Source organism: Listeria swaminathanii (genome assembly GCF_014229645.1).
GTDB classification, from domain to species: Bacteria; Bacillota; Bacilli; order Lactobacillales; family Listeriaceae; genus Listeria; species Listeria swaminathanii.
The window spans coordinates 434,836-457,062 of record NZ_JAATOD010000002.1 but is presented as its reverse complement, the minus strand read 5'-3'; the positions used below and the strand labels follow the sequence as shown (position 1 = coordinate 457,062).

At 38.6% G+C, this 22,227-nt stretch carries 18 protein-coding genes; 10 read left to right on the top strand and 8 right to left on the bottom strand.

What is annotated here, in order from left to right:
- Positions 1-36: 36 nt before the first annotated feature.
- The 5 genes from HCX62_RS09425 to HCX62_RS09405 all read right to left on the bottom strand — a co-directional run bounded on the left by HCX62_RS09425 (position 37) and on the right by HCX62_RS09405 (position 6,402).
- Positions 37-1,230 (bottom strand): MFS transporter, encoded by a 1,194-nt coding sequence (locus tag HCX62_RS09425; RefSeq protein WP_185638720.1) that lies wholly within the window; start codon positions 1,228-1,230, stop codon positions 37-39.
- Positions 1,231-1,383: 153 nt separating this feature from the next.
- Entirely contained in the window at positions 1,384-2,592 is a 1,209-nt protein-coding gene (locus tag HCX62_RS09420) for an MFS transporter (RefSeq protein ID WP_185638718.1), read from the bottom strand.
- 32 nt (positions 2,593-2,624) lie between these two features.
- A complete protein-coding gene (gene aroE, locus HCX62_RS09415) occupies positions 2,625-3,494 on the bottom strand; it encodes a shikimate dehydrogenase (RefSeq protein WP_185638716.1) in 870 nt (289 codons plus the stop codon).
- 58 nt (positions 3,495-3,552) lie between these two features.
- Positions 3,553-5,478 carry an oxidoreductase gene (locus tag HCX62_RS09410; protein ID WP_185638714.1) on the bottom strand — a complete coding sequence of 642 codons (1,926 nt, stop codon included), beginning with the start codon at positions 5,476-5,478 and terminating at the stop codon, positions 3,553-3,555.
- Positions 5,479-5,547: 69 nt separating this feature from the next.
- Positions 5,548-6,402, bottom strand: a complete 855-nt coding sequence (locus HCX62_RS09405) for a sugar phosphate isomerase/epimerase family protein (protein WP_185638712.1) — start codon at positions 6,400-6,402, stop codon at positions 5,548-5,550.
- A 301-nt stretch (positions 6,403-6,703) separates the two neighbouring features.
- Here HCX62_RS09405 and HCX62_RS09400 point away from each other — a divergent pair, with 301 nt between their 5' ends.
- Positions 6,704-7,582: a LysR family transcriptional regulator gene (locus tag HCX62_RS09400; RefSeq protein ID WP_185638710.1), complete on the top strand. Its 879-nt coding sequence runs from the start codon at positions 6,704-6,706 to the stop codon at positions 7,580-7,582.
- 41 nt (positions 7,583-7,623) lie between these two features.
- Here the strand turns inward: HCX62_RS09400 and HCX62_RS09395 are convergent, their stop codons facing one another.
- From HCX62_RS09395 to HCX62_RS09385, 3 genes are all read right to left on the bottom strand, one after another.
- Positions 7,624-8,928 carry a hemolysin family protein gene (locus HCX62_RS09395; RefSeq protein ID WP_185638708.1) on the bottom strand — a complete coding sequence of 435 codons (1,305 nt, stop codon included), beginning with the start codon at positions 8,926-8,928 and terminating at the stop codon, positions 7,624-7,626.
- Between the two features lie 255 nt (positions 8,929-9,183).
- On the bottom strand, positions 9,184-10,053 hold the full coding sequence (locus HCX62_RS09390; RefSeq protein ID WP_185638705.1) for a cation diffusion facilitator family transporter: 870 nt from the start codon (positions 10,051-10,053) through the stop codon (positions 9,184-9,186).
- 62 nt (positions 10,054-10,115) lie between these two features.
- The gene (locus HCX62_RS09385) at positions 10,116-10,541 is read right to left on the bottom strand and encodes a low molecular weight phosphatase family protein (protein ID WP_185638857.1); all 426 of its coding nucleotides are present in this window, start codon (positions 10,539-10,541) and stop codon (positions 10,116-10,118) included.
- 322 nt (positions 10,542-10,863) lie between these two features.
- Between HCX62_RS09385 and HCX62_RS09380 the strand changes: the two genes are divergently transcribed.
- The 9 genes from HCX62_RS09380 (at position 10,864) to HCX62_RS09340 (ending at position 22,220) form a co-directional block, all read left to right on the top strand.
- Positions 10,864-13,008 (top strand): penicillin-binding protein 1A, encoded by a 2,145-nt coding sequence (locus HCX62_RS09380; RefSeq protein ID WP_185638704.1) that lies wholly within the window; start codon positions 10,864-10,866, stop codon positions 13,006-13,008.
- Positions 13,009-13,117: 109 nt separating this feature from the next.
- Positions 13,118-13,315 (top strand): PLDc N-terminal domain-containing protein, encoded by a 198-nt coding sequence (locus HCX62_RS09375; protein WP_185638702.1) that lies wholly within the window; start codon positions 13,118-13,120, stop codon positions 13,313-13,315.
- A complete protein-coding gene (locus tag HCX62_RS09370) occupies positions 13,315-14,220 on the top strand; it encodes an ABC transporter ATP-binding protein (protein ID WP_185638700.1) in 906 nt (301 codons plus the stop codon). Before HCX62_RS09375 ends, HCX62_RS09370 begins: the two co-directional genes overlap by 1 nt.
- Positions 14,217-15,011, top strand: a complete 795-nt coding sequence (locus HCX62_RS09365; protein WP_185638698.1) for an ABC transporter permease — start codon at positions 14,217-14,219, stop codon at positions 15,009-15,011. The genes HCX62_RS09370 and HCX62_RS09365 overlap by 4 nt, the downstream gene beginning before the upstream one ends.
- Positions 15,012-15,080: 69 nt before the next feature.
- Entirely contained in the window at positions 15,081-16,448 is a 1,368-nt protein-coding gene (gene fumC / locus HCX62_RS09360) for a class II fumarate hydratase (protein WP_185638696.1), read from the top strand.
- Positions 16,449-16,551: 103 nt separating this feature from the next.
- A complete protein-coding gene (locus HCX62_RS09355) occupies positions 16,552-17,685 on the top strand; it encodes a DUF445 domain-containing protein (RefSeq protein ID WP_185638694.1) in 1,134 nt (377 codons plus the stop codon).
- Positions 17,686-17,766: 81 nt separating this feature from the next.
- On the top strand, positions 17,767-18,120 hold the full coding sequence (locus tag HCX62_RS09350; protein ID WP_185638692.1) for a YlbF/YmcA family competence regulator: 354 nt from the start codon (positions 17,767-17,769) through the stop codon (positions 18,118-18,120).
- Positions 18,121-18,264: 144 nt separating this feature from the next.
- Complete coding sequence (locus HCX62_RS09345) at positions 18,265-19,500, top strand: metallophosphoesterase family protein (RefSeq protein ID WP_185638855.1); 1,236 nt, start codon at positions 18,265-18,267, stop codon at positions 19,498-19,500.
- A complete protein-coding gene (locus HCX62_RS09340) occupies positions 19,497-22,220 on the top strand; it encodes an ATP-binding protein (RefSeq protein WP_185638690.1) in 2,724 nt (907 codons plus the stop codon). The genes HCX62_RS09345 and HCX62_RS09340 overlap by 4 nt, the downstream gene beginning before the upstream one ends.
- Positions 22,221-22,227: the final 7 nt, after the last annotated feature.

Below are 22,227 nucleotides of genomic sequence, written 5' to 3'. Positions count from 1 at the left end.
GGTCGAGAACTGGATTATCCAATTCTCGACCTTTTTTTAAATATGATCCTGAGCAAATTTTTTCTTTCGTGTAAATACAATCAGTAAGAGCACTAAACCGAAAAGCGCAATTCCTGAGTTTAGTAAGAAAATAGAAGCGATATCAACGCGGGAAATAGCTGCTGCAATTAGTGGGATAATGAATACGGCGATCCCTTCTGCAATAGTGTAAAGGCTAGTAACAAACCCTTTTCCACGATGAGAGACCTCTGCAAGTAATGTCAGCCCTAATTGAATGATTCCTCCAGCAGAGAAATAACCAAGTAAGAAAGCACCAACAATACATACGATTTCGCTTGGGAAAGCAAACAGCGTAAAGGAAATGAGCATTGTCATAGTTACATAAGTGATTAAAATATACAGCGTACGTACACCACGATTTCCTAAAACGAACGTTACACAGACACAGATAATTGCGCCGACACTTGCATAACTTACAAGTAGTCGAGAGGCATCATCGGTCATATGAATAACTTCTGATCCGTATTTAGCAATCCATTGGCTCATAATATAAAGTAAGGTTTGAGCGACAAAACCAAATAGAATCAAACAAATTTCATCAATACTAAAATGAAACTTCTGCTTTTTCTCTTCAGCAAGTTCTACTTCAAAATCTAACGGTTTCCCAACAGTCATTGGTGGGAAGGTACGAGTTAGCGTGTAGAGCAAGTTAATTATTAAAATGACGATTAAAACAACAAAGCTCCAGCCGTACCATAAGTTATTTGCCAAAATAAACGCAATCATGAACGGTAAAAGGAATTGACCAGTTTGGACGAAAGCTTTTACAATAATGTTGGCGGAAGCAGCTTTTTTTGGATAAGCTTCCATTAGTGCGGGGTAGGTTCCTGTATCTAGGAAGGAATTCGCTATCCCAGCAGAAATACCAAATGCATAAGCGATAATCGTATTTGGACTTAATAGAATACCACCTAAAAAGACAATATAGAAAAACACACCGAGAATAACAGACAACTTTCGACCAAATTTATCGGATAGTTTCCCCGAAATAAATACAGCTAATAATTTACCAATCCCAAAGGAAGATACAACGCCGGCAGCACCAGCTAAATCTGTATGCCATTTTTGAGATAAAAAATCAATATTTTGTGCGATGATGATTAACGCCATACCATGAACGAAATAGTTCATATAAAGACCTAGTGATGTAGATAAATATTTATTTTTCATAGTCTGCTCTCCTTTATGTAATATGAGGTCCTTTTATTAGAAATGTCCTCTTTTTTAATAGATACATATAGATAAAATACATAAGTTTGTGCTTTACTTCACAAATGATATGTAAGTTCAACTGAGCAGGTGAATGCTCAGTTGAATAATCAATTATTTAGTTGCAATTTTAGATTCGTTTTTATAACGCATGTTGACGAAGATTGCTAGCAAGATACCGATAACTGTTATCGCTACATTGAATAATAACACATATTTCGGACCTTCGATACCACCAGCTTTAGTAATATAGCTCGCTACGTTTAAAACGATGTAGTTTGCTAGGCTGGAAGAAATCATAACAATCGAAGTAATTTTCCCTTTGTTCGTAGGGAAGAATTCATTGGCAGTTGATACAGCTAGTTGAAGAACTCCACCAGCAGCAGCGTATCCGATAACAAATCCACCAATTAGACAAATAGTTGGCGTTTGAACGATGTAAATAATTAGTAGCATTAATGTTGCGATTGCTGGATAAAGAATCAAAATACGTACTGGTAAAATAAATTTCTTCACGAGAACAGCCGTGATTAAAATCGCGCACATTGTTCCTAGAGAGTAGAATGATTGAATTTTACTTGGATCAGCCATACCGTATAATTTTCCAAGCTCTTGGTTACAGTTTAACCAAAGTTGGAAAGTGGAAGTACAGGTGAAACCGATACCGATAATTGCCCAACTTGTTGCATTGAATTTCATTTTCGCCGGTTTTGCTTTTTCGCCGCCAACATTGTTGTTCATTGGAGGGAACGGCATAAACGCGATAATTAAACCATCAATAACGATTAAAGCCATTGTAATAATGAATAGTGTGCGGAATGACATATTTGCCGCTGCAACCATACCGATTGCGAAAGGTAATACGAATTGCCCGATAGAAATGGAGAATTTAGTAAACATGTTGGCAATCGCGCCGTTTTTTGTAAAAATTTCTAGAACAGATGGTGTTACAGCTGTGTCTAAGAATGAGTTCGCTGCTCCTCCGACAAAAGCGAAAGCGTAAGCGATATACATATTTGGTGCAAAGGCTAGACCGATGAAATAAACTGCGTATAAAGCAACCCCGATTAATGCGGAAGGTTTACGCCCAAATTTATCTGAAAAAGGTCCAGAAATTGGTAATGTAAGTAAGCGTCCTAAACCAAGTGCGGCGATAACGGCGATAACCATACTTACATCAAATGTGCCGTCAGAAAGCTTATCTGCTCCCCATACTCCAGCGAAATCTTGTTTGTATTGGCCAAGAATGGATACCCCAATACCGTGAATAAAATAAGTAAAATAAAGTGCTATTGCTGTTGGATAAAATCTTTTTGCGTTCATTTTTTTCTCCTCTCGAAATCCTGATGAATTTATTAGTTAAAATATAGATCCTTTACTTCTGAAACTGGCATGTCTTCCCCAGTAAACAGTTTGTATGCTTCGGCGCCTTGCCACAAAAGCATTCCTAGTCCGCCAACTATTTTACAACCAGCAGCTTCTGCGTCTAGTAATAGTTTGGTTTTCTTAGGGTTATAGACAATATCTGTTACGATGAGTTCTTTTCTAAAAACAGATGTATTGTTGATGGGTGTTTCGTGTTCATTTGGATGCATACCAACGAGTGTAGCGTTGACAAGGATGTCGCTAGTTGCAATTTCCGCATTTAATTTTTCCGTATCGTTCAGATCATAAATATGTACGATGCAATTAGGTACTTCTTGTTGAATGGAAGCAGCGGTTTGTTTGGCTTTTTCATAAAAAGCATCTTTAATATTAAAAATGGTGATTTCCTTGGCCCCATCAAGTGCGCACTGGACTTGGATTGCTGTAGCCGCGCCACCAGCACCGATTATAGTCATTTTTTTGCCGGCAACATCGACACGAGCATCTCGTAAATTTGCAACAAAACCAAGGCCGTCTGTGATATGCCCGGTTAGTTTCCCGTCGTCATTTACAATAGTGTTAACAGCGCCAATCATCCGAGCAGCAGGGGAAAGGTCATCCATGTATTTTAAAACTTCACTTTTACAAGGCATGGTTACGTTTGAACCAAGAAGGTTGAATGTTTTGATTGCACTGATCGCATCAGCAACTTTTTCAATAGGAGTATCAAAGGCAAGGTAAGCATAATCCAAACCTGCTTTTTGAAAACTGTAATTATACATAACTGGAGATTTTGAATGGTCTATGGGTGTCCCAATTAAGCCAAGAAGCCTAGTCGTTCCTGAAATTCTATTTTCCATTTTTTGTTACCTCCGAATAATTCCTACTCGCTGCTTGAACAACGAGTAGGACAGCAAATTATAATTGTAATACAGCGTCTAGTGCTTCTTTTGTTGCGTCTAATGCCCGGCGTGCGCGAACGGCATCACCAATCACATAGGTTTCAGGTACGATTTCCTTAATAGCTTCTTCTAGTGGATTATAAGCTCTTGATCCCATTGCTAGAACAACCGAGTCAAAACCGTCAATACGGTATTCTTTATCGTCAGCTAAGGAATACGTTACCCCATCTGCAAAGAAACTCGTTACTTTTGCATTAGTAACACTTTTGATTTTATATTCATCAAAATCGCGCATCAGGAATTTGCGGTGTTCAGAAATAACATCTGCGCCGACTTCATCACGCAGCTCTACAACGGTTACGTCATGGCCCGCTTCGCCTAAAAATGCAGCGGTCTCACTACCAACCATGCCGCCACCGACAACAAGTACCTTTTTGCCACAAGTTTCTTTCCCATCAAGTAAGTCAACTGCGTGGATTAATCCAGCATCTTCAATACCTGGAATTGGTAAAACAAGTGGGGTTGCGCCAGTCGCGATGATAACAGCATCTGGGGAAACTTCTTGAATAAGTTCTGTTGTAACAGGTGTATTCGTTTTAATTTCCACATCGAATTGCTCGCATTTTTTAATGTAGCTACGAACCATATTTGTTAAATCGCCTTTTCCGGGAGGATAGGCTGCTAAACGCATTTGGCCGCCAATCATATCAGATGCTTCATATACTGTCACATCATGACCCCGGGATCCAGCTAGCCATCCGGCATAAAGTCCGCCAACGCCACCACCAACGACAACCACTTTTTTACTCGGTGTTTTTGGTAAGTAAGCTTCGGATTCACGGCCGAGCAAAGGATTCACTAAACAAGTAATTGGTTTGCCGGCATACATGTTAGCGACACAACCTTGAAGACAAGCGATACAAGGAAGTAATTCATCCAGTTTTCCAGCGGCAGCTTTGTTTGGTGTTTCTGGATCTGCTAAAGATTGGCGTCCGAAAGCAACTAAATCAGCGCGCCCTTCGCGAACCATTAATTCGGCATAATGCGGTTCAGTGAAACGACCAACCGTAATAACTGGGATAGAAACAGCACGTTTAATTTGCGTCACAAGGTCGGAACTAAAGCCAGCATGCAAAACAGTAGGCGCCCACATATATTCATCGCGGATATGAACGCTACGAGAAACATGTAAACCATCTAGACCGCAATCCTCTAAATAAGCCGCAACCGTCGCGCTATCTTGGACACTAAGTCCGCCGTCCACGCCATCCGTGCTATTAATCCGGCAAAGAATCGCGATAGAATGACCAACACGTTTACGAATACTTTCGATAATAAGTCGTGGTAATCGCATTCTATTTTCAAAACAACCACCAAATTCATCGACCCGTTTATTCGTACGTCCTGACAAAAAGCTACTTACTAAATAACCATGTGCACAGTGGATTTCAACCGCATCTGCACCAGCTTTTTTTGCTCGCAAAGCAGCTTCCCCGTAAAGTTCAATAAGTTCATATAGCTCTTCTCGGGAAATGGATTCCGGCGTATTTCGACCAGCAGCAGAAGCAATCGCAGAGGCCGCTTTTAAAGGGTGACCCGAAACTTTGGAATTCCCTTCAGGTCCAGCATGCTGCAACTGAACGGAAATTTTAGCGCCAGCATCGTGACATACATCAATCACGCGTTTAAAACTAGCAATTTGATGATCGCTATAAAGGCAAGCTTTATTGGCCCCGCCTTTTGCCCGAACATCTACGACAGTCGCTTCAAATGTAATAAGTCCAAAGCCACCAAGCGCCCTTTCTTTATAATAAGCGAGCGAGGTATCGGATAAAGTTCCATCTGTATTCGCATAGTTATTACACATTGGTGAGACAACAAATCGGTTAGGAACTTTCATAGGCCCAATATCAATGGGTGAAAACATCGAATTAAATTTCAAAAATAACACTTTCCTTTCAAAAGGGAATCTTTCAGCTACGTTACGATTTTCACATAATCAGATAGGCGTTTACTTTGGAGAAATCTCTGGCCATGCCTCGTCTAATACTTTTTTCGTTGCATTATATACTTTGATGGCAGTATATTCCAAGCCAGTTGCTACCATAGAATCTGATATAACTTCAACCCCCATAACGCGTGGATTGACACCATGTTCTTTTAAAATTTTTGCAAAACCGACCGTATCTCCGTATCCTTCTCCAGGAGCTAAACGATCATGAAGGGATTCTTCGCGCAGTTCCTTATACGGTGTCTCGTGGACGTCGCACAATTGAATGGACACAATCCGGTCAGCGGGAATATTTTTGATAGATTCAGCTGTTTGGTTCGCTCGCGCCCAGTGCCACGTATCGCAAATAAGTTGTGCGTTATCGCGACCACATGCTTCTGCTACTCGCCAAGCTGCTTGTAAGTCCGCTACACCACTATATGGCATAAATTCTAAACCGATAATTAATTCTTCGGCCCGGTCACACAGTTCACCAAGTGCGGTAATAATTTGATCTTCAGGGAGTTTTTCAAGCAAACCGCAGTTAATATGTTTGACGCCAAATAATCGCGCCATGTGGAAAGTGGTTTGCTCTTTCTTTTGTTGTTCTGCCGTACGATCTTGGGCAGTTCCCCATTGTGTTATGTACTCAACTTCTGTTACTTTCATGTTGTGCTCAGCTAAAATCTGCAACATGTCTTCGTCGGTTAATCCGGCAGCCAGCGCGTCTACATAATTTTCCGCACGTAAGCCAATTCCGTCAAAACCATTCTCAGCAGCGGTTTTCACTCGTTTAGGAAAAGATACCTCCGTTCCAAGTGTGTAAGAGCTAATCGTGATGGGGCATTTTTTTAAGTTGCCATTTGCATTTGTCATAAAAATTATCTCCTCTCCATAATAAAAATTACAAGAAACTTTGATAATATTTTCACAAACACCAGCAAAAAAATAAATTCCACTAAATTAAAAATCTCTGATGTGATAACGCCTTCAATAGTTGAAAATGGAACTGGACAGTTAACCTATTCTACCGTATATTGGTTTTTAAGGAATAAGTTTATTTCACTGGCGTAACTACAGTTTAATTGTATTATGACTATTCCATAAAAACAAATTGGTATTATTCTATTAATTGATAGATAAATTGCATAGATAATTTTTAGTAAGGAGAGAAACCATGAATTTACACCATTTACGTTATTTCGTCACACTGGCGCACATGGAGCATTACACAAAAGCTGCTGAAAAATTGCTGATTACCCAACCTAGTTTAAGTCACGCGATTTCTTCACTAGAACAAGAACTAGGAATACCTTTATTCGAAAAAGAAGGCCGCAATATTGGATTAAGTAAAGCTGGTAAAGTATTTCTTGATTATGTGGAAGAGTCTTTAGATATGATTGATGCAGGGGTTGCGACGACCAAAAAAGCCGCAAATGGGGAAGGGCAGATTGACCTAGCTTTCTTGCAAACACTCGGAACCTCGCTCGTACCAAAGCTTGTCCAAGAATTCTTGCAAACAGAACCAGAAAAGAACATCGATTTTGTTTTCCATACGGGCGTTTCGATTGATATTATTCAAGGGCTGAAAGAAAAGAAATACGATATCGGCATCTGCTCCAAGCTCGAAAATGAACGGAATATCCATTTTACACCGATTGCCAAACAAGAACTAGTGCTTATCGTGCCTAAAAATCATCCGCTAGCTAAAAAAGACTGGATTGACTTAGTGGAAACGGTAAATTATCCCCATATCGCTTTTTCGAAAAAAAGTGGTTTGCGGCCAATCATCGATGACTTATTTAGAAAAATTGGCGCAGAATACAAAATCGCTTATGAAATTGAAGTGGATCAAGTTATTGCAGGGATGGTCGCGCAAAATTTTGGTATTGCCGTTGTTCCTAATATGCCGATTTTGAATTACATAGATGTCAAAGTGTTACCGATTAGAAGCCCGAACTGGGAACGATTCTTTTATTTAGCGGTCGTGAAAAATCAAACGTTAACACCGGCAGCAGAAAAGTTCAAACAATTTATGTTAGAGCATCGCATTTAAAAAAAGTAGCTATCCTAGTTGTGGGATAGCTACTTTTTGAATTAGTCATTCGATTTTTTAATGATTTCGATATATTCGATATGGTGGGGTTCGCCTTGTTTTACGCGGAAAATAAAGCCATCGTAATCAATTTCGTCCCCAACTTCGACTTCATAATTTTGCGTTAAGAACCAGCCACCGATTGTGTCGACTTCTTCTTCCTCGATTTCCGTACCTAAAATATTATTTACTTCATCAATAAGAAGTTTTGCGTCAACAATATAGTGACCATCTTTGATTTTGCGGATTTCTGGAATTTCATCGGCATCAAATTCATCACGAATATCACCAACGATTTCCTCAACAATATCTTCAACCGTGACAAGTCCGGAAGTACCACCATATTCGTCAAGTAAAATCGCGATATGGGAACGTTCGCGCTGCATTCGGAAAAGCAGTTCTTTAATCGGAATCGTTTCAATCACACGAATAATTGGTTTCACGTATGGGTCAATACTAAAAGTAGGATTGGAACCGTGCTCTACGTAAGCTGATAAAATTTCTTTTAAATTAAGTACGCCGATAACATGGTCTTTATCGCCATCAATAACAGGATAGCGCGTATAGCGTTCATTTTGCATAATGTCGGATAATTCACCGATTGTAGAACCAGTATCAACGGTCACAATCTCTGTTCGCGGAATCATGACTTCTTTTGCCATGCGTTCATCAAAATCAAAAATCTTATTCACATAACGGAATTCCGATTGGTTGATTTCGCCGCTCTTATAACTTTCGCCGACGATGATTTTCAACTCGTCTTCGGTATGAGCGATTTCATGTTCAGAAGCTGGTTCTAAGCCAAAAAGACGCGCGATAAAAACCGCAGAACCATTTAAAACCCAAATGAACGGGAACATCACTTTGTAAAAAATATGCAACGGACGAGCTACCGCAAGTGCAACGGTTTCTGTTTTATCAATCGCCAATGTTTTCGGTACAAGTTCGCCGACAACCACGTGCAAGAATGTGATAAAAAGAAAGGCAATCGTGAAGGAAAGAATCGTAATAGCAGATTGCGGCAATTCCATTAAGCTAAATAATGGATGTAGGGCAGCTTCCACCGTAGATTCCCCTAACCAACCAAGTCCAAGAGAACTAATTGTTATCCCGAGTTGGCAGGCAGATAAGTAAGCGTTCAAATGGTTGTAAATATGTCTAGCGAGGACCGCACGTTTATCTTTCTCCGCAATTAATTGGTCCAAGCGGCTCGGTCGCATTTTAACAATCGCAAATTCTGTTGCCACGAAAAACGCTGATATAGCAATAAGTAAAGCTATAATTAAAAATTTAATGGTTAATATCAATAAATCGCCTTGACAGAAATAGTTTCTGCTAAGGCAAACACCTCCTAATTTAATATAAATAAGCTTATGATAAAACTATCTATATAGAAGAAAAACCGCTCTGGAAGAGAATTCCTCCAATGTATTGCTGCATATTTTTCATTCTAGTTAGATAATTTGTATGAATTAGTTTCTCTGCCCCATCGAATATTCCCTCCCAGCAAATGATACTTTAATCTAAATTATAGTTGACTTTACGGTTATTGACAACGAATATTATTCGAAAAATGGTTCGATATGAACTAAAGTAAATGCACCTTCGAACTTACTTCGGATTTTTTGCTCAACAATTTCAGTGATTTCATGACTCTTTACCACATTTAACTCCGGATCAACGGCAATCGTTGCATCAATCCAAATTCGATTTCCATTCATTCGCGCTTTAATATCAATAACTTTTTTCACATCAGGTACAGAAGCAATTAAATCATGAATCGTTTCAAGCTTAGAAACATCAAAACCGTCCGTCAGTGAATGAGCGGCATCGTAGAAAATTTTAATTGCTGTATAAACAATTAAAACACCGACTAAAAAGGCTGTCACTGAATCGAGCCATGGAACACCAAGCACCGCACCGATAATTCCGATAAATGCGCCAAAACTAACAAATGCATCTGATCGATTATCAAACGCAGCAGCTCGAACTGCCTGACTATCTAATTTTTTCGCAAGGTTATGATTATATAAGTAAATCGCGTACATAAATACACCAGAAAATAGGGCTACAACAGCAGTCAACATCGATGGCGTCGCAAATTCTTTTTCAATAATATGTACAATCGAGCTCCAAATAACTTGTACACCAACGAGAAACATAATAATAGAAGCAATCAATGAGCTAATCGTTTCTGTCCGCCGATGTCCGTATGAATGGTCTGCATCAGGTGGGATTCGCGAAATTCGAAGGCCGATTAAAAGCGCAACAGAAGCTACAATATCAGTCGTATTGTTCAAACCATCTGCAAGCAAGGCATCAGAATTACCCAATTGACCAGCAACTATTTTTAAAACAGACAGAAATAAATAAGCAAATATACTTAAAAATGCCGCTTTCTCAGCCTTTTTTAAATCGTTATATCCATCCATTATGTATACTCCTTTCTGATTTAACATAAAAGTCCCGCCTACAAATGGCGGGACAACGAAATCTAAGCCTCTATCAATACATGCTCTAAATTTTTTACTGATAAGGCAATGTTATCGCATACTTCTTGATAACTCGCCCATTTTTGGGGTAACGCTATTTCTTGTTCTGGATCATCAATGTCCCAATAAATAATTTTATCTTGTATGTTAGCTGGAAATTTTGGTGCAGTTTCATGTGCAGAATCATAAATTGTTACAATGAGATCAGCATCTGCCAGTAGTTCTGAGCTTGGGGAATAAGACAAGCTTTCAGGAGGCTCAATTGCAAACTCATTCAACGCTTCCGCAATAAATGGTGTCGCTTTAGATTTATGCCAAGAACCGCTAATGAATTTGACATTGCTCAGTGAAAGTCTTTTCGCCCAGGCTTCAGCAATGGCACTTCGAATATGCGTTTGTGATAAAAAGTAGATCAGCTTTTGCGTCATATTCCAATTCCTTTCCGGCTTATTAATGCGTCCATGTAAAACGTCTGCCATTACTTGTTGTACACAGTATATAGGTGATTCTTATTACCAAAACACAAGTATTGGTAACAGTAATATCTACCCTTTTTAAACTACTAGAAACATTAAAATGAAGAAATTGTAAAAAAGAGGTTAACAAATGTGTAGGAAATATGGATTATTACAAAATTATTACAAAAATCGGTCTAAAGTTGGTGGCATAAAGTTGCTTTTTAACGTAAAATACGTGTATAACTGTGTTTATAGTTTTAGTTAATACCGTGTAGAAAGATAGGAGAGTTACATGGACAAATTCAAACAGCAACTTATTAAATACCTGAAATTATTCTTTGGTTTTATTGGAAAGTGGATTAACAAAGGATGGCAGAAATTTAGACGCTTCTGGAAAAACAAACATATCGGCAAGATTTTTTTACTAGCTGGACTCGTATTCTTATTAAGTTTTATTATTTATCTTGTAGTTGTAGCAAAATCGGCTGATATCGATGCATTGAAAAAAGGTCTAGAATCTGCCACAATTATTTATGACAAAGACGGAGACAAGGCAGGAGAGCTTTCTTCTACTGACGCAACATTTGTATCCATCAATAAAATTTCTAAAAACTTGCAAAATGCAGTAGTTTCCATTGAAGATAGAAAATTTTACGAACATAAAGGCTTTGATTTAAAAGGTATTGCGCGGGCTGGTGTTAATTTAGTCACTAGCGGCGGGATTTCTGGTGGTGGTAGTACGATTACGCAACAACTTGCCAAAAATGCATTACTATCACAAGAACAAACCTTCACACGAAAAGCGAAAGAAATTTTTATGGCGCGTGAAATCGAAAAAACATATTCAAAAGATGAAATTATGGAAATGTACTTAAACCGTTCTTATTTTGGTAACGGGGAGTGGGGTGTCGAAAATGCCTCCTTAAAATATTTTGGTAAGTCAGCGGCAGATTTAAACATTCCAGAAGCCGCGACAATAGCCGGGTTACTTCAAGCTCCAAGTGCATATGACCCGTACCAACATATCGACAAAGCAACTAATCGCCGAAATATGGTGTTAAATGCGATGGTCGAAACAGGTGATATAACAAAAGCAGAAGGCGAAAAATACAAAGCAACAAAAATAGTGTTAAATGACCAATCAAAAGACCCACTTGCGAATAAATTTCCATGGTATGTCGATGCAGTTATTAACGAAGCTGTCAATGAAGCGGATATAACACAAGACGAAATCATGCAAAAAGGATATAAAATCTACACAGAATTAGATCAAAACTACCAAACCTCTTTAGAAAAAGTGTACAATAACGATAATTTATTCCCATCTAATGCAAATGATGGCACACTAGTTCAATCGGGAGCAGTCTTAATGGACCCAGCAACTGGTGGGATTAGGGCACTTGTTGGTGGCCGGGGAGAACATGTTTTCCGCGGATTTAACCGAGCGACGCAAATGAAAGCACAGCCCGGATCCACGATGAAGCCACTTGCCGTTTATACACCAGCGCTTCAATCCGGTTATAGTGTCGATTCGATGCTAAAAGATGAAAAAACAACCTACAAAGGAAACTATACTCCAACCAATGTCGGCGGCGTTTATAGCGGAGAAGTTCCGATGTATAAAGCTGTTGCGAACTCGATTAATGCCCCAGCCGTTTGGTTGCTTGATCAAATCGGAATTGATAAAGGCGTTAAATCTGTTGAGAAATTTGGGATTACAGTTCCCGAACAAGATAAAACACTAGGTCTTGCTCTAGGTGGTATGAGTAAAGGTGCTTCACCAGTCGAAATGGCAACCGCTTATGCTACATTTGCCAATAATGGTGCAAAACCGGAGTCGCATATAATTACTAAAATTGTCGATCCATCAGGCAATACAGTATACGAAAATGTTCCTAAAACTAAACAAATCATCTCAGAAACTGTTTCTAATGAAATGACATCGATGCTCTTAGATGTTATCAACACAGGTACAGGTCGGAGCGCAGCCGTATCAGGTCACGAAATGGCTGGTAAAACAGGTTCAACCCAAGTTCCATTTGATGATACTAGTGGCACAAAAGATCAATGGTTTGTTGGTTATACGCCAAACTTGGTCGGTGCCGTTTGGATGGGATTCGATAAAACAGATAAAGAACATTATCTAACCACAACGAGTTCCGCCGGCGTTTCCAGCTTGGCGCACTACGTAATGAATAGTGGCTTACAATATCAGAAATCCACAGACTTTAGTACGAAGAGTGCTGCACAAGAAACCGCTGCGAAGAAAGAAGAGGAAGAAGCTACGAAGAACAGTGGTAGTGACTTCTGGGGCGGCGTGAAAGAAAAAGCAGATGAAGCCGGAGAAACAATTAAAAAAGGCGCCGATAAAGTAAAAGAATTTGGCGGAAAAGTTTCAGATGGCATTGGAAATTTAATTGATTCGATAGGTAATTAATTGAAAGCACATTTTACTAGTATAACGCTAGTGAAATGTGCTTTTTTATATTGCATTAATATTATAACTGTTATACAATGAGTATAACAAAAAGAATGAGGTGAAAACTTTGGTCAAAACACAACTAGCACTAATTATACCCGTGTTTCTTCTCTATTTAGCACTATTATTAACAGCAATTATTGATTTAACAAAAAACTGGAACACACGCAAAAACCCAATTATTTGGTTGGTTGTCATTATCGTTATCAACATATTCGGTCCGATCGCCTATTTTATTTTTGGTCGAAAAGAGGAAGGTAACTAATGAAAAAATTAGAAATCCAAGGCCTAAAGAAAAAATACAATGGAAAATGGGTCATCAAAGGGATTGACCTAACCATAGATGAAAAAGAATGTGTAGCCTTAATTGGTCCAAACGGGGCTGGTAAGTCAACGATGATTAATATGATTGTTCAAATTCTAGCCCAAGATGAAGGACGAATTACTTTAGATGGACAAGATGCTAAATCAGTCCGCGAGAAAATCGGATTTTTACCACAATATCCAGAATTTTATGGCTGGATGAGCGCAACAGAATGCCTTCATTTTATGGGGAAATTATCCGATATGGAGAAAAAAGATTTAGAAGCGCGTATCAAGGAAGTTTTATTATTGGTGGGGCTAGAGGCAAATGCAAATAAAAAAATTAGCACGTATTCTGGTGGAATGCGACAACGGCTTGGAATTGCCCAAGCGATATTACATCGACCTGAACTGCTCGTATTAGATGAGCCAGTTTCCGCACTTGATCCCATTGGTCGCCGCGAAATGATGCAGTTGCTAGAAAAGCTGAAAAAAGAGATTACGATTTTATTTTCAACACATATTTTAAAAGATGCGGAAGAAATTTGTGACCGCATTGCTATCATTAAGAATGGTGAATTAGTTGCAGATAAAACTGTCGCGCAGCTAATGAAAGAAGAAAGCTCACCGATATTTGAAGTCGAGTTTACTGGCGATAGTGATGCTTGGCAACAAACGCTTCTTCAAAATAAATGCGTAGAAAAAATCGAAAAAATAGGACTAGTATATCAAATTCATACAACTAACCAAAAAGCAGGAGCAGAAGCAGTTTTAAGTTCCTTATTAAACATCCAAGGTGCGTTTATTCGCGTCGAAAATAGACATCAAAGCTTAGAAGAAATTTTTATGGAGAAGGTGGGAAAATGACACATTTTAACGCTTTGCTAGCAAAAGAATGGCTAGAACAACGTCGGAGTTTAAAAATTATTTGGCTTCCGATTGTATTCGCTCTGCTTGGTCTTACCCAACCACTCATGATTTATTTTTTACCGGAAATATTGAAAGCAGTTGGTACTGGTGCGGAAACGGAGCAAGTTGTTACTTTAATGGGTAACCAGTCAGCGCAGGAAGTTATGGCTCAAACACTTGGTTCTCAATTTGATCAAATCGGAATTATCATTATTATTGTGGTCGCGATGGCTTGTATCCAAAATGACCGTACAAGAGGGATGCTCGCGTTTATTATGACTAGACCGGTAACTGCTGTGGAGTATGTATTATCTAAATGGGTAATGCAATGTGTGGTTGGTTTGAGCTCGCTTCTTATTGGTTATGTTTTAGCCGCTTATTATACGTATTTTTTATTTGGCGAATTGGCGATAGGCTCTTTAATTGAAGGCTTTTTTGTCTATGCACTCTGGTTTGTCTTCGTGATTAGCCTCGTTGTTTTTGCGAGTGCTGTTTTTGATAGTAATGCAGTTGTGGCAATGCTTAGCGTCTTTACTGCGATTGTTTTAGGAATCATTAGCGGTTTTGGTGGTTGGATTCAAATGTTTAATCCAGCGTATTTAAGTAAAAATGCAACAATGCTTCTTATGTCAGAAAAAACGATGGATTATTTTATTCCCACGCTTGGCATTACAGCGGCATGGATTGTTTTATTTGTTAGCCTTACAGTGTTAATGATTAAAATAAAACCACTTCCAAAAGCGGAATAGCGAACATTATTCATGAGTTTTGCGAAAACATCCGGTTTATACTAAAATAGAATAAAAAGGGGTGGCGAAATGGAACGAATAGAGCGAGATACCATTGGAGAAATTTCCGTAGATGCGACTAAATATTGGGGTGCACAAACCGAGCGAAGTAGAAGGAATTTTGCGATTGGTAAAAATCAAATGCCGATAGAAATTATTTATGCTTTTGCGCAGTTAAAGAAAGCCACAGCAAAAGTGAACGCATCGGAAGGTAAGTTACCAGAAGAAAAAGCGATAGCAATCGGCAACGTTTGTGATCAAATCATTCAAGGCGAATTAGATGAGCATTTCCCGTTAGTTGTTTGGCAAACGGGGAGTGGAACGCAGAGTAATATGAACGTTAATGAAGTGATTGCGCACGTGGCTAATATGACTTTAGACAAAGGACAAATTCATCCGAATGATGATGTCAACATGTCGCAAAGCTCGAATGATACGTTCCCGACAGCGATGCACATTGCCGCATACGACGCTTTAGTAACAAATCTTTTACCTGAAATAACCAAAATGGAAGCAGTTTTAGCAGAAAAGAAAAATAAATACATGCATCTCGTTAAAATTGGCAGAACACATTTACAAGACGCGACACCGCTCACACTGGGTCAAGAAATCAGCGGCTGGGAAGCATGCCTGACGAACAATAAAAACTACCTTGAATCAAGTATGAAAGCCATTTTACCACTGGCGATTGGTGGGACTGCGGTAGGGACCGGCCTAAATGCTTCACGAGATTTTGGTGATAAAGTTGCCGAAGAATTAATGAAGCAAACTGGGTATCCTTTCACGTCCGATTTCAATAAATATTTCGCGTTAACAAGCCATAGTCCGATTAATTTTGTTCACGGGGCGATTCGTAGCCTGGCCTCTGACTTAATGAAAATTGCTAACGATATTCGTTTGCTAGCAAGCGGACCTCGTAGCGGAATTGGCGAGCTAACTATTCCAGCGAACGAACCCGGTAGCTCGATTATGCCCGGAAAAGTGAATCCGACGCAGTGCGAGGCAATTACAATGGTGGCGGCACAAGTAATGGGAAACGATACGACAATCAACGTTGCTGCAAGTCAGGGTAACTTTGAATTAAACGTGTATAAACCAGTAATCATTTTTAATTTCTTAGAATCCGTCCAACTACTTTCTGATAGCATGCGCTCATTCCGAATTCATTGCCTAGAAGGACTGGTTGCCAATGAAAGTGTGATTGAAACGAAAGTAAATGACTCGCTAATGCTAGTCACAGCTTTGAATCCGCACATTGGTTATGAAAAAGCTGCTAAGATTGCCAAGCTCGCTTTTGACGAAAATACGACTTTAAAAGAAGCCGCAATTAAAACCGGTTTTGTCACTGAAGAAGAATTCGATTTATGGATAGATCCGCTTAAAATGACTAATTTGTAATCTCATACTTTAGAATGAACTTCCCTAGAAACAATTGTTGTCTAGGGATTTTTCACGTATAATGAAACCACTTTTACTAGACAAATCTGAGGAGATGCAAAACATGTCAGTGTTATTTACGATACTTTTAATGGCAGTGATAGGTGGATTTATTGGTGCAATGACGAATTATATCGCCATCCGGATGCTTTTCCGCCCCTACAAAGCCGTTTATCTATTTAATAAACGTTTACCATTTACACCAGGTCTTATTCCAAAACGACGCGATGAGCTTGCTGAACACATTGGAAAAGTCGTAGTCAGCCATTTACTCACAGAAGACGCCATTCGCGCCCGACTATTAGATGCGAATTTACAAAAAGAAATAACCGATACAGTCACAAAAATGTTTCATGAAAAAATGCAATTAGAAACGACACCAAATGAATTACTTCATCATCTAGGCTATGAAAACGCAGAGGTTCGCTCTGTTGCTTGGTTAGAAACAACCATAGAAAAAGAGATTAACCGCTTTTTAACAGCTAAAAAAACAACGCAAATGAGCGATTTAATCCCAGCAATGTTAGAAACAGAACTAGCGACAAAGCTCCCCCATGTAACAGACCGAATTACGAGCAAAATGTCTATATTTATCGCAAGTGAAGAAGGCAAAATCCAAATTAAACAAATGCTGCAAAAATTCTTTGAAGAACACGGTAAAATGGGAAGCATGGCTAGAATGTTCATTAATGTCGATAGCTTTTCTGAAAAAATCCAACAAGAAGGCTTAAAACTAATCAGCCAAGAAGATACTAAAAACCTTATCAACCAACTACTAACAACAGAATGGCAAAACTTTGAAGCAAAAGAATTACAAGCACTTATCCCGGTAGAAAAGCAAGCCCATTTGGCAAAACAGCTGACTTCTGAACTTATTCAAGCAGTTCCACATGATAAAATATTTAACCAACCAATCCAAGTGATGCTAAGTAATTACGAAACCTCTATTACAGAAAAAGTAATTCCTTTTGCAGTAGAACGAATGCTTGATTTTGTTGCATCACATAGTGCGGAAATAGTGGGACGAATGGATTTAGCAAAACTTGTCGAAACGCAAATTGCTACTTTTTCCTTACCTGAGATTGAAAAACTGGTCGTGGAAATTTCTGGTAGAGAATTAAAAATGATTACTTATTTAGGCGGGATTTTAGGAGGATTCATCGGAATTATTCAAGGGATTCTCGCAATGTGGATTTAGTTCTTTTATACTGGAATAACCGGCGACTTTTTGTTATAGTGAAACAGAAGTGACAAATACAGATATTTGGAGGATTTATCAATGGCAGTTAATATTTATGATTTAGCACATGACTTAGACAAAGGAATTCGTGAAACACCTGAATTCATCAGCTTACAAGATGCATACCGTGAAGTGAACGAAAACGCTGACGCAAAAGCAAAATTCGAACGTTTCCGTGATGTTCAAGTAACAATCCAAGAAAAACAAATGACTGGTCAAGAAATTGACGAGGAAACAATTCAAGTAGCACAAGAAGTTGCGCAAGAAGTTCAAGAAAACGAAATTATCGTTAAACTAATGGAAAAAGAGCAAGCGATGAGCACAATTATCAATGACTTAAATCGCATTATCATGACGCCATTACAAGATCTTTATAACGTAGAAAACGACTAATTTTTATGAATCGAAGTGGCTCTATTATTTGTTATTTATTTAGCAAATAATAGAGCCACTTTTTTATTTGAAATGCTTGTACCTGAAGTCATAGTAAGGTATAATAAGAACGTATATTCGGTTTTTGAAGAGGAGGCGAAAGTCATAAAAGAAATCAAATTTTTACATATAGCAGATTTGCATTTGGATAGTCCTTTCATCGGACTTTCGACATTGCCACAGCCGCTTTTTTCTGCCGTACAAGAAAGCACATTTCAATCATTAGAACGGATTATCACGGTAGCAATAAAAGAAGCAGTAGATTTCGTTTTAATTGCGGGAGATATTTATGATAGCGAAAATCAGAGCGTCCGAGCTCAAGCACGCTTTTTAAAAGAAATGAAGCGATTAGAAGCAGCTAATATTAAAGTCTTTATGATTCATGGAAATCATGATTTTATAGAAAAACATAAAGAAAAACTCGCATTACCAAACAATGTGCATGTTTTTCCAGAACAAGTAGAAGTCGTCACGCTCACTACGGATGATGGAGTGAACGTCCATATTTATGGATTTAGTTATAACGAACGTCATATTCGTGCCAGCCGTGTAGACGATTACAGCGTGCAAGGTGAGGCGGATTATCATATTGCCTTGCTACATGGCTCAGAAGTATCAAGCAGCGATGAACATGATGTCTACGCGCCGTTTCGGGTGCAAGAAATCAACAAGAAAGGATTTGACTACTGGGCGCTTGGACACATTCATAAGCGGCAATTACTTGCTGAGTCTCCGAGCATTTATTACCCAGGAAATATTCAAGGACGAAATCGCAAAGAATCCGGCGAAAAAGGTGCAAGTATCATCACTCTAGCAGAAGCAAACACAACAATTGATTTCATTGAAACGAGTCCAATTATTTGGGAAGAAGTCGTAATTTCTTTGCCTGAAAATAAAGAGATAAATACCTTTTACCGTGAAATCACGAAGCTTTTAGAGCGTTATCAAGGAAGAAGCCATTCTTATTTTCTTCATGTCATCGTCCAAATGGCTAATAAACAAAAAATAAATACGAATGACTGGCTGCAAATGCTTCAAGAAGAAGTAGAACCTACAGATACTACTTTTGTATGGGTGCATAAATTAACTATCGAACTAACGAATCAAAGCAACGTGCAAACATGGTATGAAAATCATTTAGCGGGAAAAGAAATAATGGATGCATTTGAGAAACTACAGGATGAATCTGCTTTTTATCAGTCAGTAGAGGCTTTGTATCTCGAAAGTGGTGCGAGTCGCTATTTAGATGATTTATCTGAACAGGACCGCGAGAGAATGCTAAAGGATGCTTTAATCGGATTAGGGACGACGCTTGCGGAAGTGGAGGGTGATGACAAATGAGAATTACATCGATTGATATTGTTGGTTATGGCAAATGGTCTGATGCTCATTTCGACAACATCGCCAATTTCCAAGTTTTCTACGGCGAAAATGAAGCCGGAAAATCAACTATTATGGCTTTTATACATAGTATTTTATTCGGTTTTCCAACGAAACAACAATCCATACCACGAATGGAACCGAAAAATGGCGGCCCATATGGCGGAAGATTGACTTTAGAAGATACCTCTCTAGGGAAAGTCGTGATTGAACGATTAAAAGGAAAAGCTACTGGAGATGTTCGTGTATACTACGGCGATGGTCAGATTGCTGGAGAAGAGAAGCTGCCAGAAATTATAGGTGAAATTGATCGAAATACCTATGAAGCAATTTTCTCGTTTGACATTCATGGCTTACAAAATATTCACCAATGGAAAAAGAAGGAATTTGAACGCTATTTACTAGCAACAGGAACAACCGGTTCGGATGCACTTTTAAAAACAGCCGAAACCTTACAAAAAAAACTAGATAGCCTTTACAAACCAAGCGGCCGTAATCCCTTAATTAATCAGCAACTCAAAAAAGTAAAAGAAGCCCAGCAAGCTTTTCAAAATGCCAAAAAGCAAAATGCACAATATGAGCAACTTATAACGGAAAAAGAACAAGCAATAACAAGGCAAACAGAGCTACAAACAGAAAAAACAACCATTCGTGTCGACTTAGATATGTTGTCTATTTTGTCCGACTTATGGCCTTTATATCAAGAATGGAAAGCGCTCGATAAAAAAGCCGCGCAAACTCCCGAAGCAAGCTTTCCGCCAGACGGAATCATTCGCTTAGAACACTTGCAACTTCGAGAAAAAGAATGGCAAAATCAGCTTATCCAACTAGAAGAACGTCAAAAAAATCTAATTAGCAATAATAATTACGAACATAGTGCCTTTTTTGCAGAAAATGAAGCAGAAATTGCTTATTTGATTGAAACCTACGCGGCTTTTGGCGAACGAGAAACCCAATTGAATACCCTGAAACATGAAATTAACTTTCACCAATTGGATACAAAACAACCACTTAGAACATGGACAAATGAATTAGAACAAAGAACCAACCGCTTAAAAGAAAACGAGCAGTTGCACAAAGAACAACAACACGATATTCAGTTAAAACTAAAACTCACTCACGACACAGAAGAAAAACTCCAAAAAAAGATTGATCAAATAGAAGCAGACATGTGGGACAATAAAACCTTCCAACGAGCAAAAGAAACCATTCAGCAAAGAACGAAACCAGCCATGACGAAAACTTTTGTTTCAATAGGCGTTTTTGTAATGACTCTCGTACTTCTGGTGGTCTTTCAGTCGATTTGGAGCATTGCCCTTGTATTCGTCGCTGCCCTTATTGTAGGTTATTCATTTATGACTACAGGCAAATCTGCTCCAACTAATAATGATCAACTTTTAGCCTTTTTAGAGCAAAAGAAATTAAGGCAAGAATGGCAACAACTTCTGAATGAAATGGACATAGTTGCTTCTCAAATAGCTGAATTAAAAGCGAGCGAGAATAAACTGGCCGAAGCAAATTACCAGCAAACGATGAAACTAAGACAACTTTTTTCCGACTTAGGAATTGCCAGCACTCCAGACGAAAACTGGGCCTATGAACTCACAGTCTATAAAAAAAACAGTGAAAAAAAACAATTAGTAACTGAACTAACTTTAAAATTAAATCCATTAGCAGAGAAACAAGACGCTTATATGGCAAGACTTGAAAAACTCAAACTCCCAACAGAGTCTAAGGATATCGAAGAAAAAATCACCTTTCTCCGTCAAGGACTGCTATACTATCGCAACCACTTAACTGAGAACGCAAAACTAGCAGAAAAATTAGAACAAGTCACCATGCAGCTAGATTTAGTAAAACAAGATTTGCAACTCGTAAAGAAAGAAAAAGCAGATTTGCTTGAACGAGCTAATACGACGAATGAAGAAGACTTCCGCATGGCTGCAATGCGCGCGCAAGAAGAACAGAAATGGCGCGAACGATTAGTTCTAATAGAAGCCCAACTAGAACCAGAGAAACGCGTGGCTTTAAGTCAGTTTGAAAATCAAGCAATTATTAAAGAAAAAGAACTTCAATTAGAAGAAACACTTCGCAAAATAGAACTAGAACAAGAGCAGCTTCACGCATCACTCGCAGCTAAAAATCATGAAATTGCTAAATTAGAAGAAGGCGGAACTTTTGCTGTATTAATGCAAGAATTTTATTCGGAAAAAAGCAAATTACAGCAAATAACAGTAGAATGGACAGAGACAAAACTCGCGCTCCAAATTTTACAAGATACGATGCAGCAGTTACAAGAAGGCAAACTTCCTAAAACCTTACAACTAGCAAGTGACTATTTCAACCACCTGACAAACGGCAATTACACAAAGGTTTACTTGCAGGAAAATAGGCTTCAAGTGGAAAGCAAAAATGTCATTCGGTTTTTTCCAGAAGAACTAAGCCAAGCAACCAAAGAACAACTTTATTTGGCGATTCGCTTTGCATTAATCGATGTTATCCATAAAGACTTTCCACTCCCAATCATTATTGATGATGGATTTGTACATTTTGACTCTGCTAGAATGGAACAAATGATGCAACTGCTTCAAAATCGAAAAAGCAAAAATCAAGTTATATTTTTCACATGCCATCAAGAAACTCGCAAATATTTTTCCAGTGAGGACATACGCGTGCTATAATGAGTGA

Excerpts from the sequence above, each read along its gene's own strand:
- HCX62_RS09425 (WP_185638720.1), bottom strand. The coding sequence starts at position 1,230 with ATGAAAAATAAATATTTATCTACATCACTAGGTCTTTATATGAACTAT.
- HCX62_RS09420 (WP_185638718.1), bottom strand. The coding sequence starts at position 2,592 with ATGAACGCAAAAAGATTTTATCCAACAGCAATAGCACTTTATTTTACT.
- aroE (WP_185638716.1), bottom strand. The coding sequence starts at position 3,494 with ATGGAAAATAGAATTTCAGGAACGACTAGGCTTCTTGGCTTAATTGGG.
- HCX62_RS09405 (WP_185638712.1), bottom strand. The coding sequence starts at position 6,402 with ATGACAAATGCAAATGGCAACTTAAAAAAATGCCCCATCACGATTAGC.
- HCX62_RS09400 (WP_185638710.1), top strand. The coding sequence starts at position 6,704 with ATGAATTTACACCATTTACGTTATTTCGTCACACTGGCGCACATGGAG.
- HCX62_RS09390 (WP_185638705.1), bottom strand. The coding sequence starts at position 10,053 with ATGGATGGATATAACGATTTAAAAAAGGCTGAGAAAGCGGCATTTTTA.
- HCX62_RS09385 (WP_185638857.1), bottom strand. The coding sequence starts at position 10,541 with ATGACGCAAAAGCTGATCTACTTTTTATCACAAACGCATATTCGAAGT.
- HCX62_RS09380 (WP_185638704.1), top strand. The coding sequence starts at position 10,864 with ATGGACAAATTCAAACAGCAACTTATTAAATACCTGAAATTATTCTTT.
- HCX62_RS09370 (WP_185638700.1), top strand. The coding sequence starts at position 13,315 with ATGAAAAAATTAGAAATCCAAGGCCTAAAGAAAAAATACAATGGAAAA.
- HCX62_RS09365 (WP_185638698.1), top strand. The coding sequence starts at position 14,217 with ATGACACATTTTAACGCTTTGCTAGCAAAAGAATGGCTAGAACAACGT.
- fumC (WP_185638696.1), top strand. The coding sequence starts at position 15,081 with ATGGAACGAATAGAGCGAGATACCATTGGAGAAATTTCCGTAGATGCG.
- HCX62_RS09355 (WP_185638694.1), top strand. The coding sequence starts at position 16,552 with ATGTCAGTGTTATTTACGATACTTTTAATGGCAGTGATAGGTGGATTT.
- HCX62_RS09350 (WP_185638692.1), top strand. The coding sequence starts at position 17,767 with ATGGCAGTTAATATTTATGATTTAGCACATGACTTAGACAAAGGAATT.
- HCX62_RS09340 (WP_185638690.1), top strand. The coding sequence starts at position 19,497 with ATGAGAATTACATCGATTGATATTGTTGGTTATGGCAAATGGTCTGAT.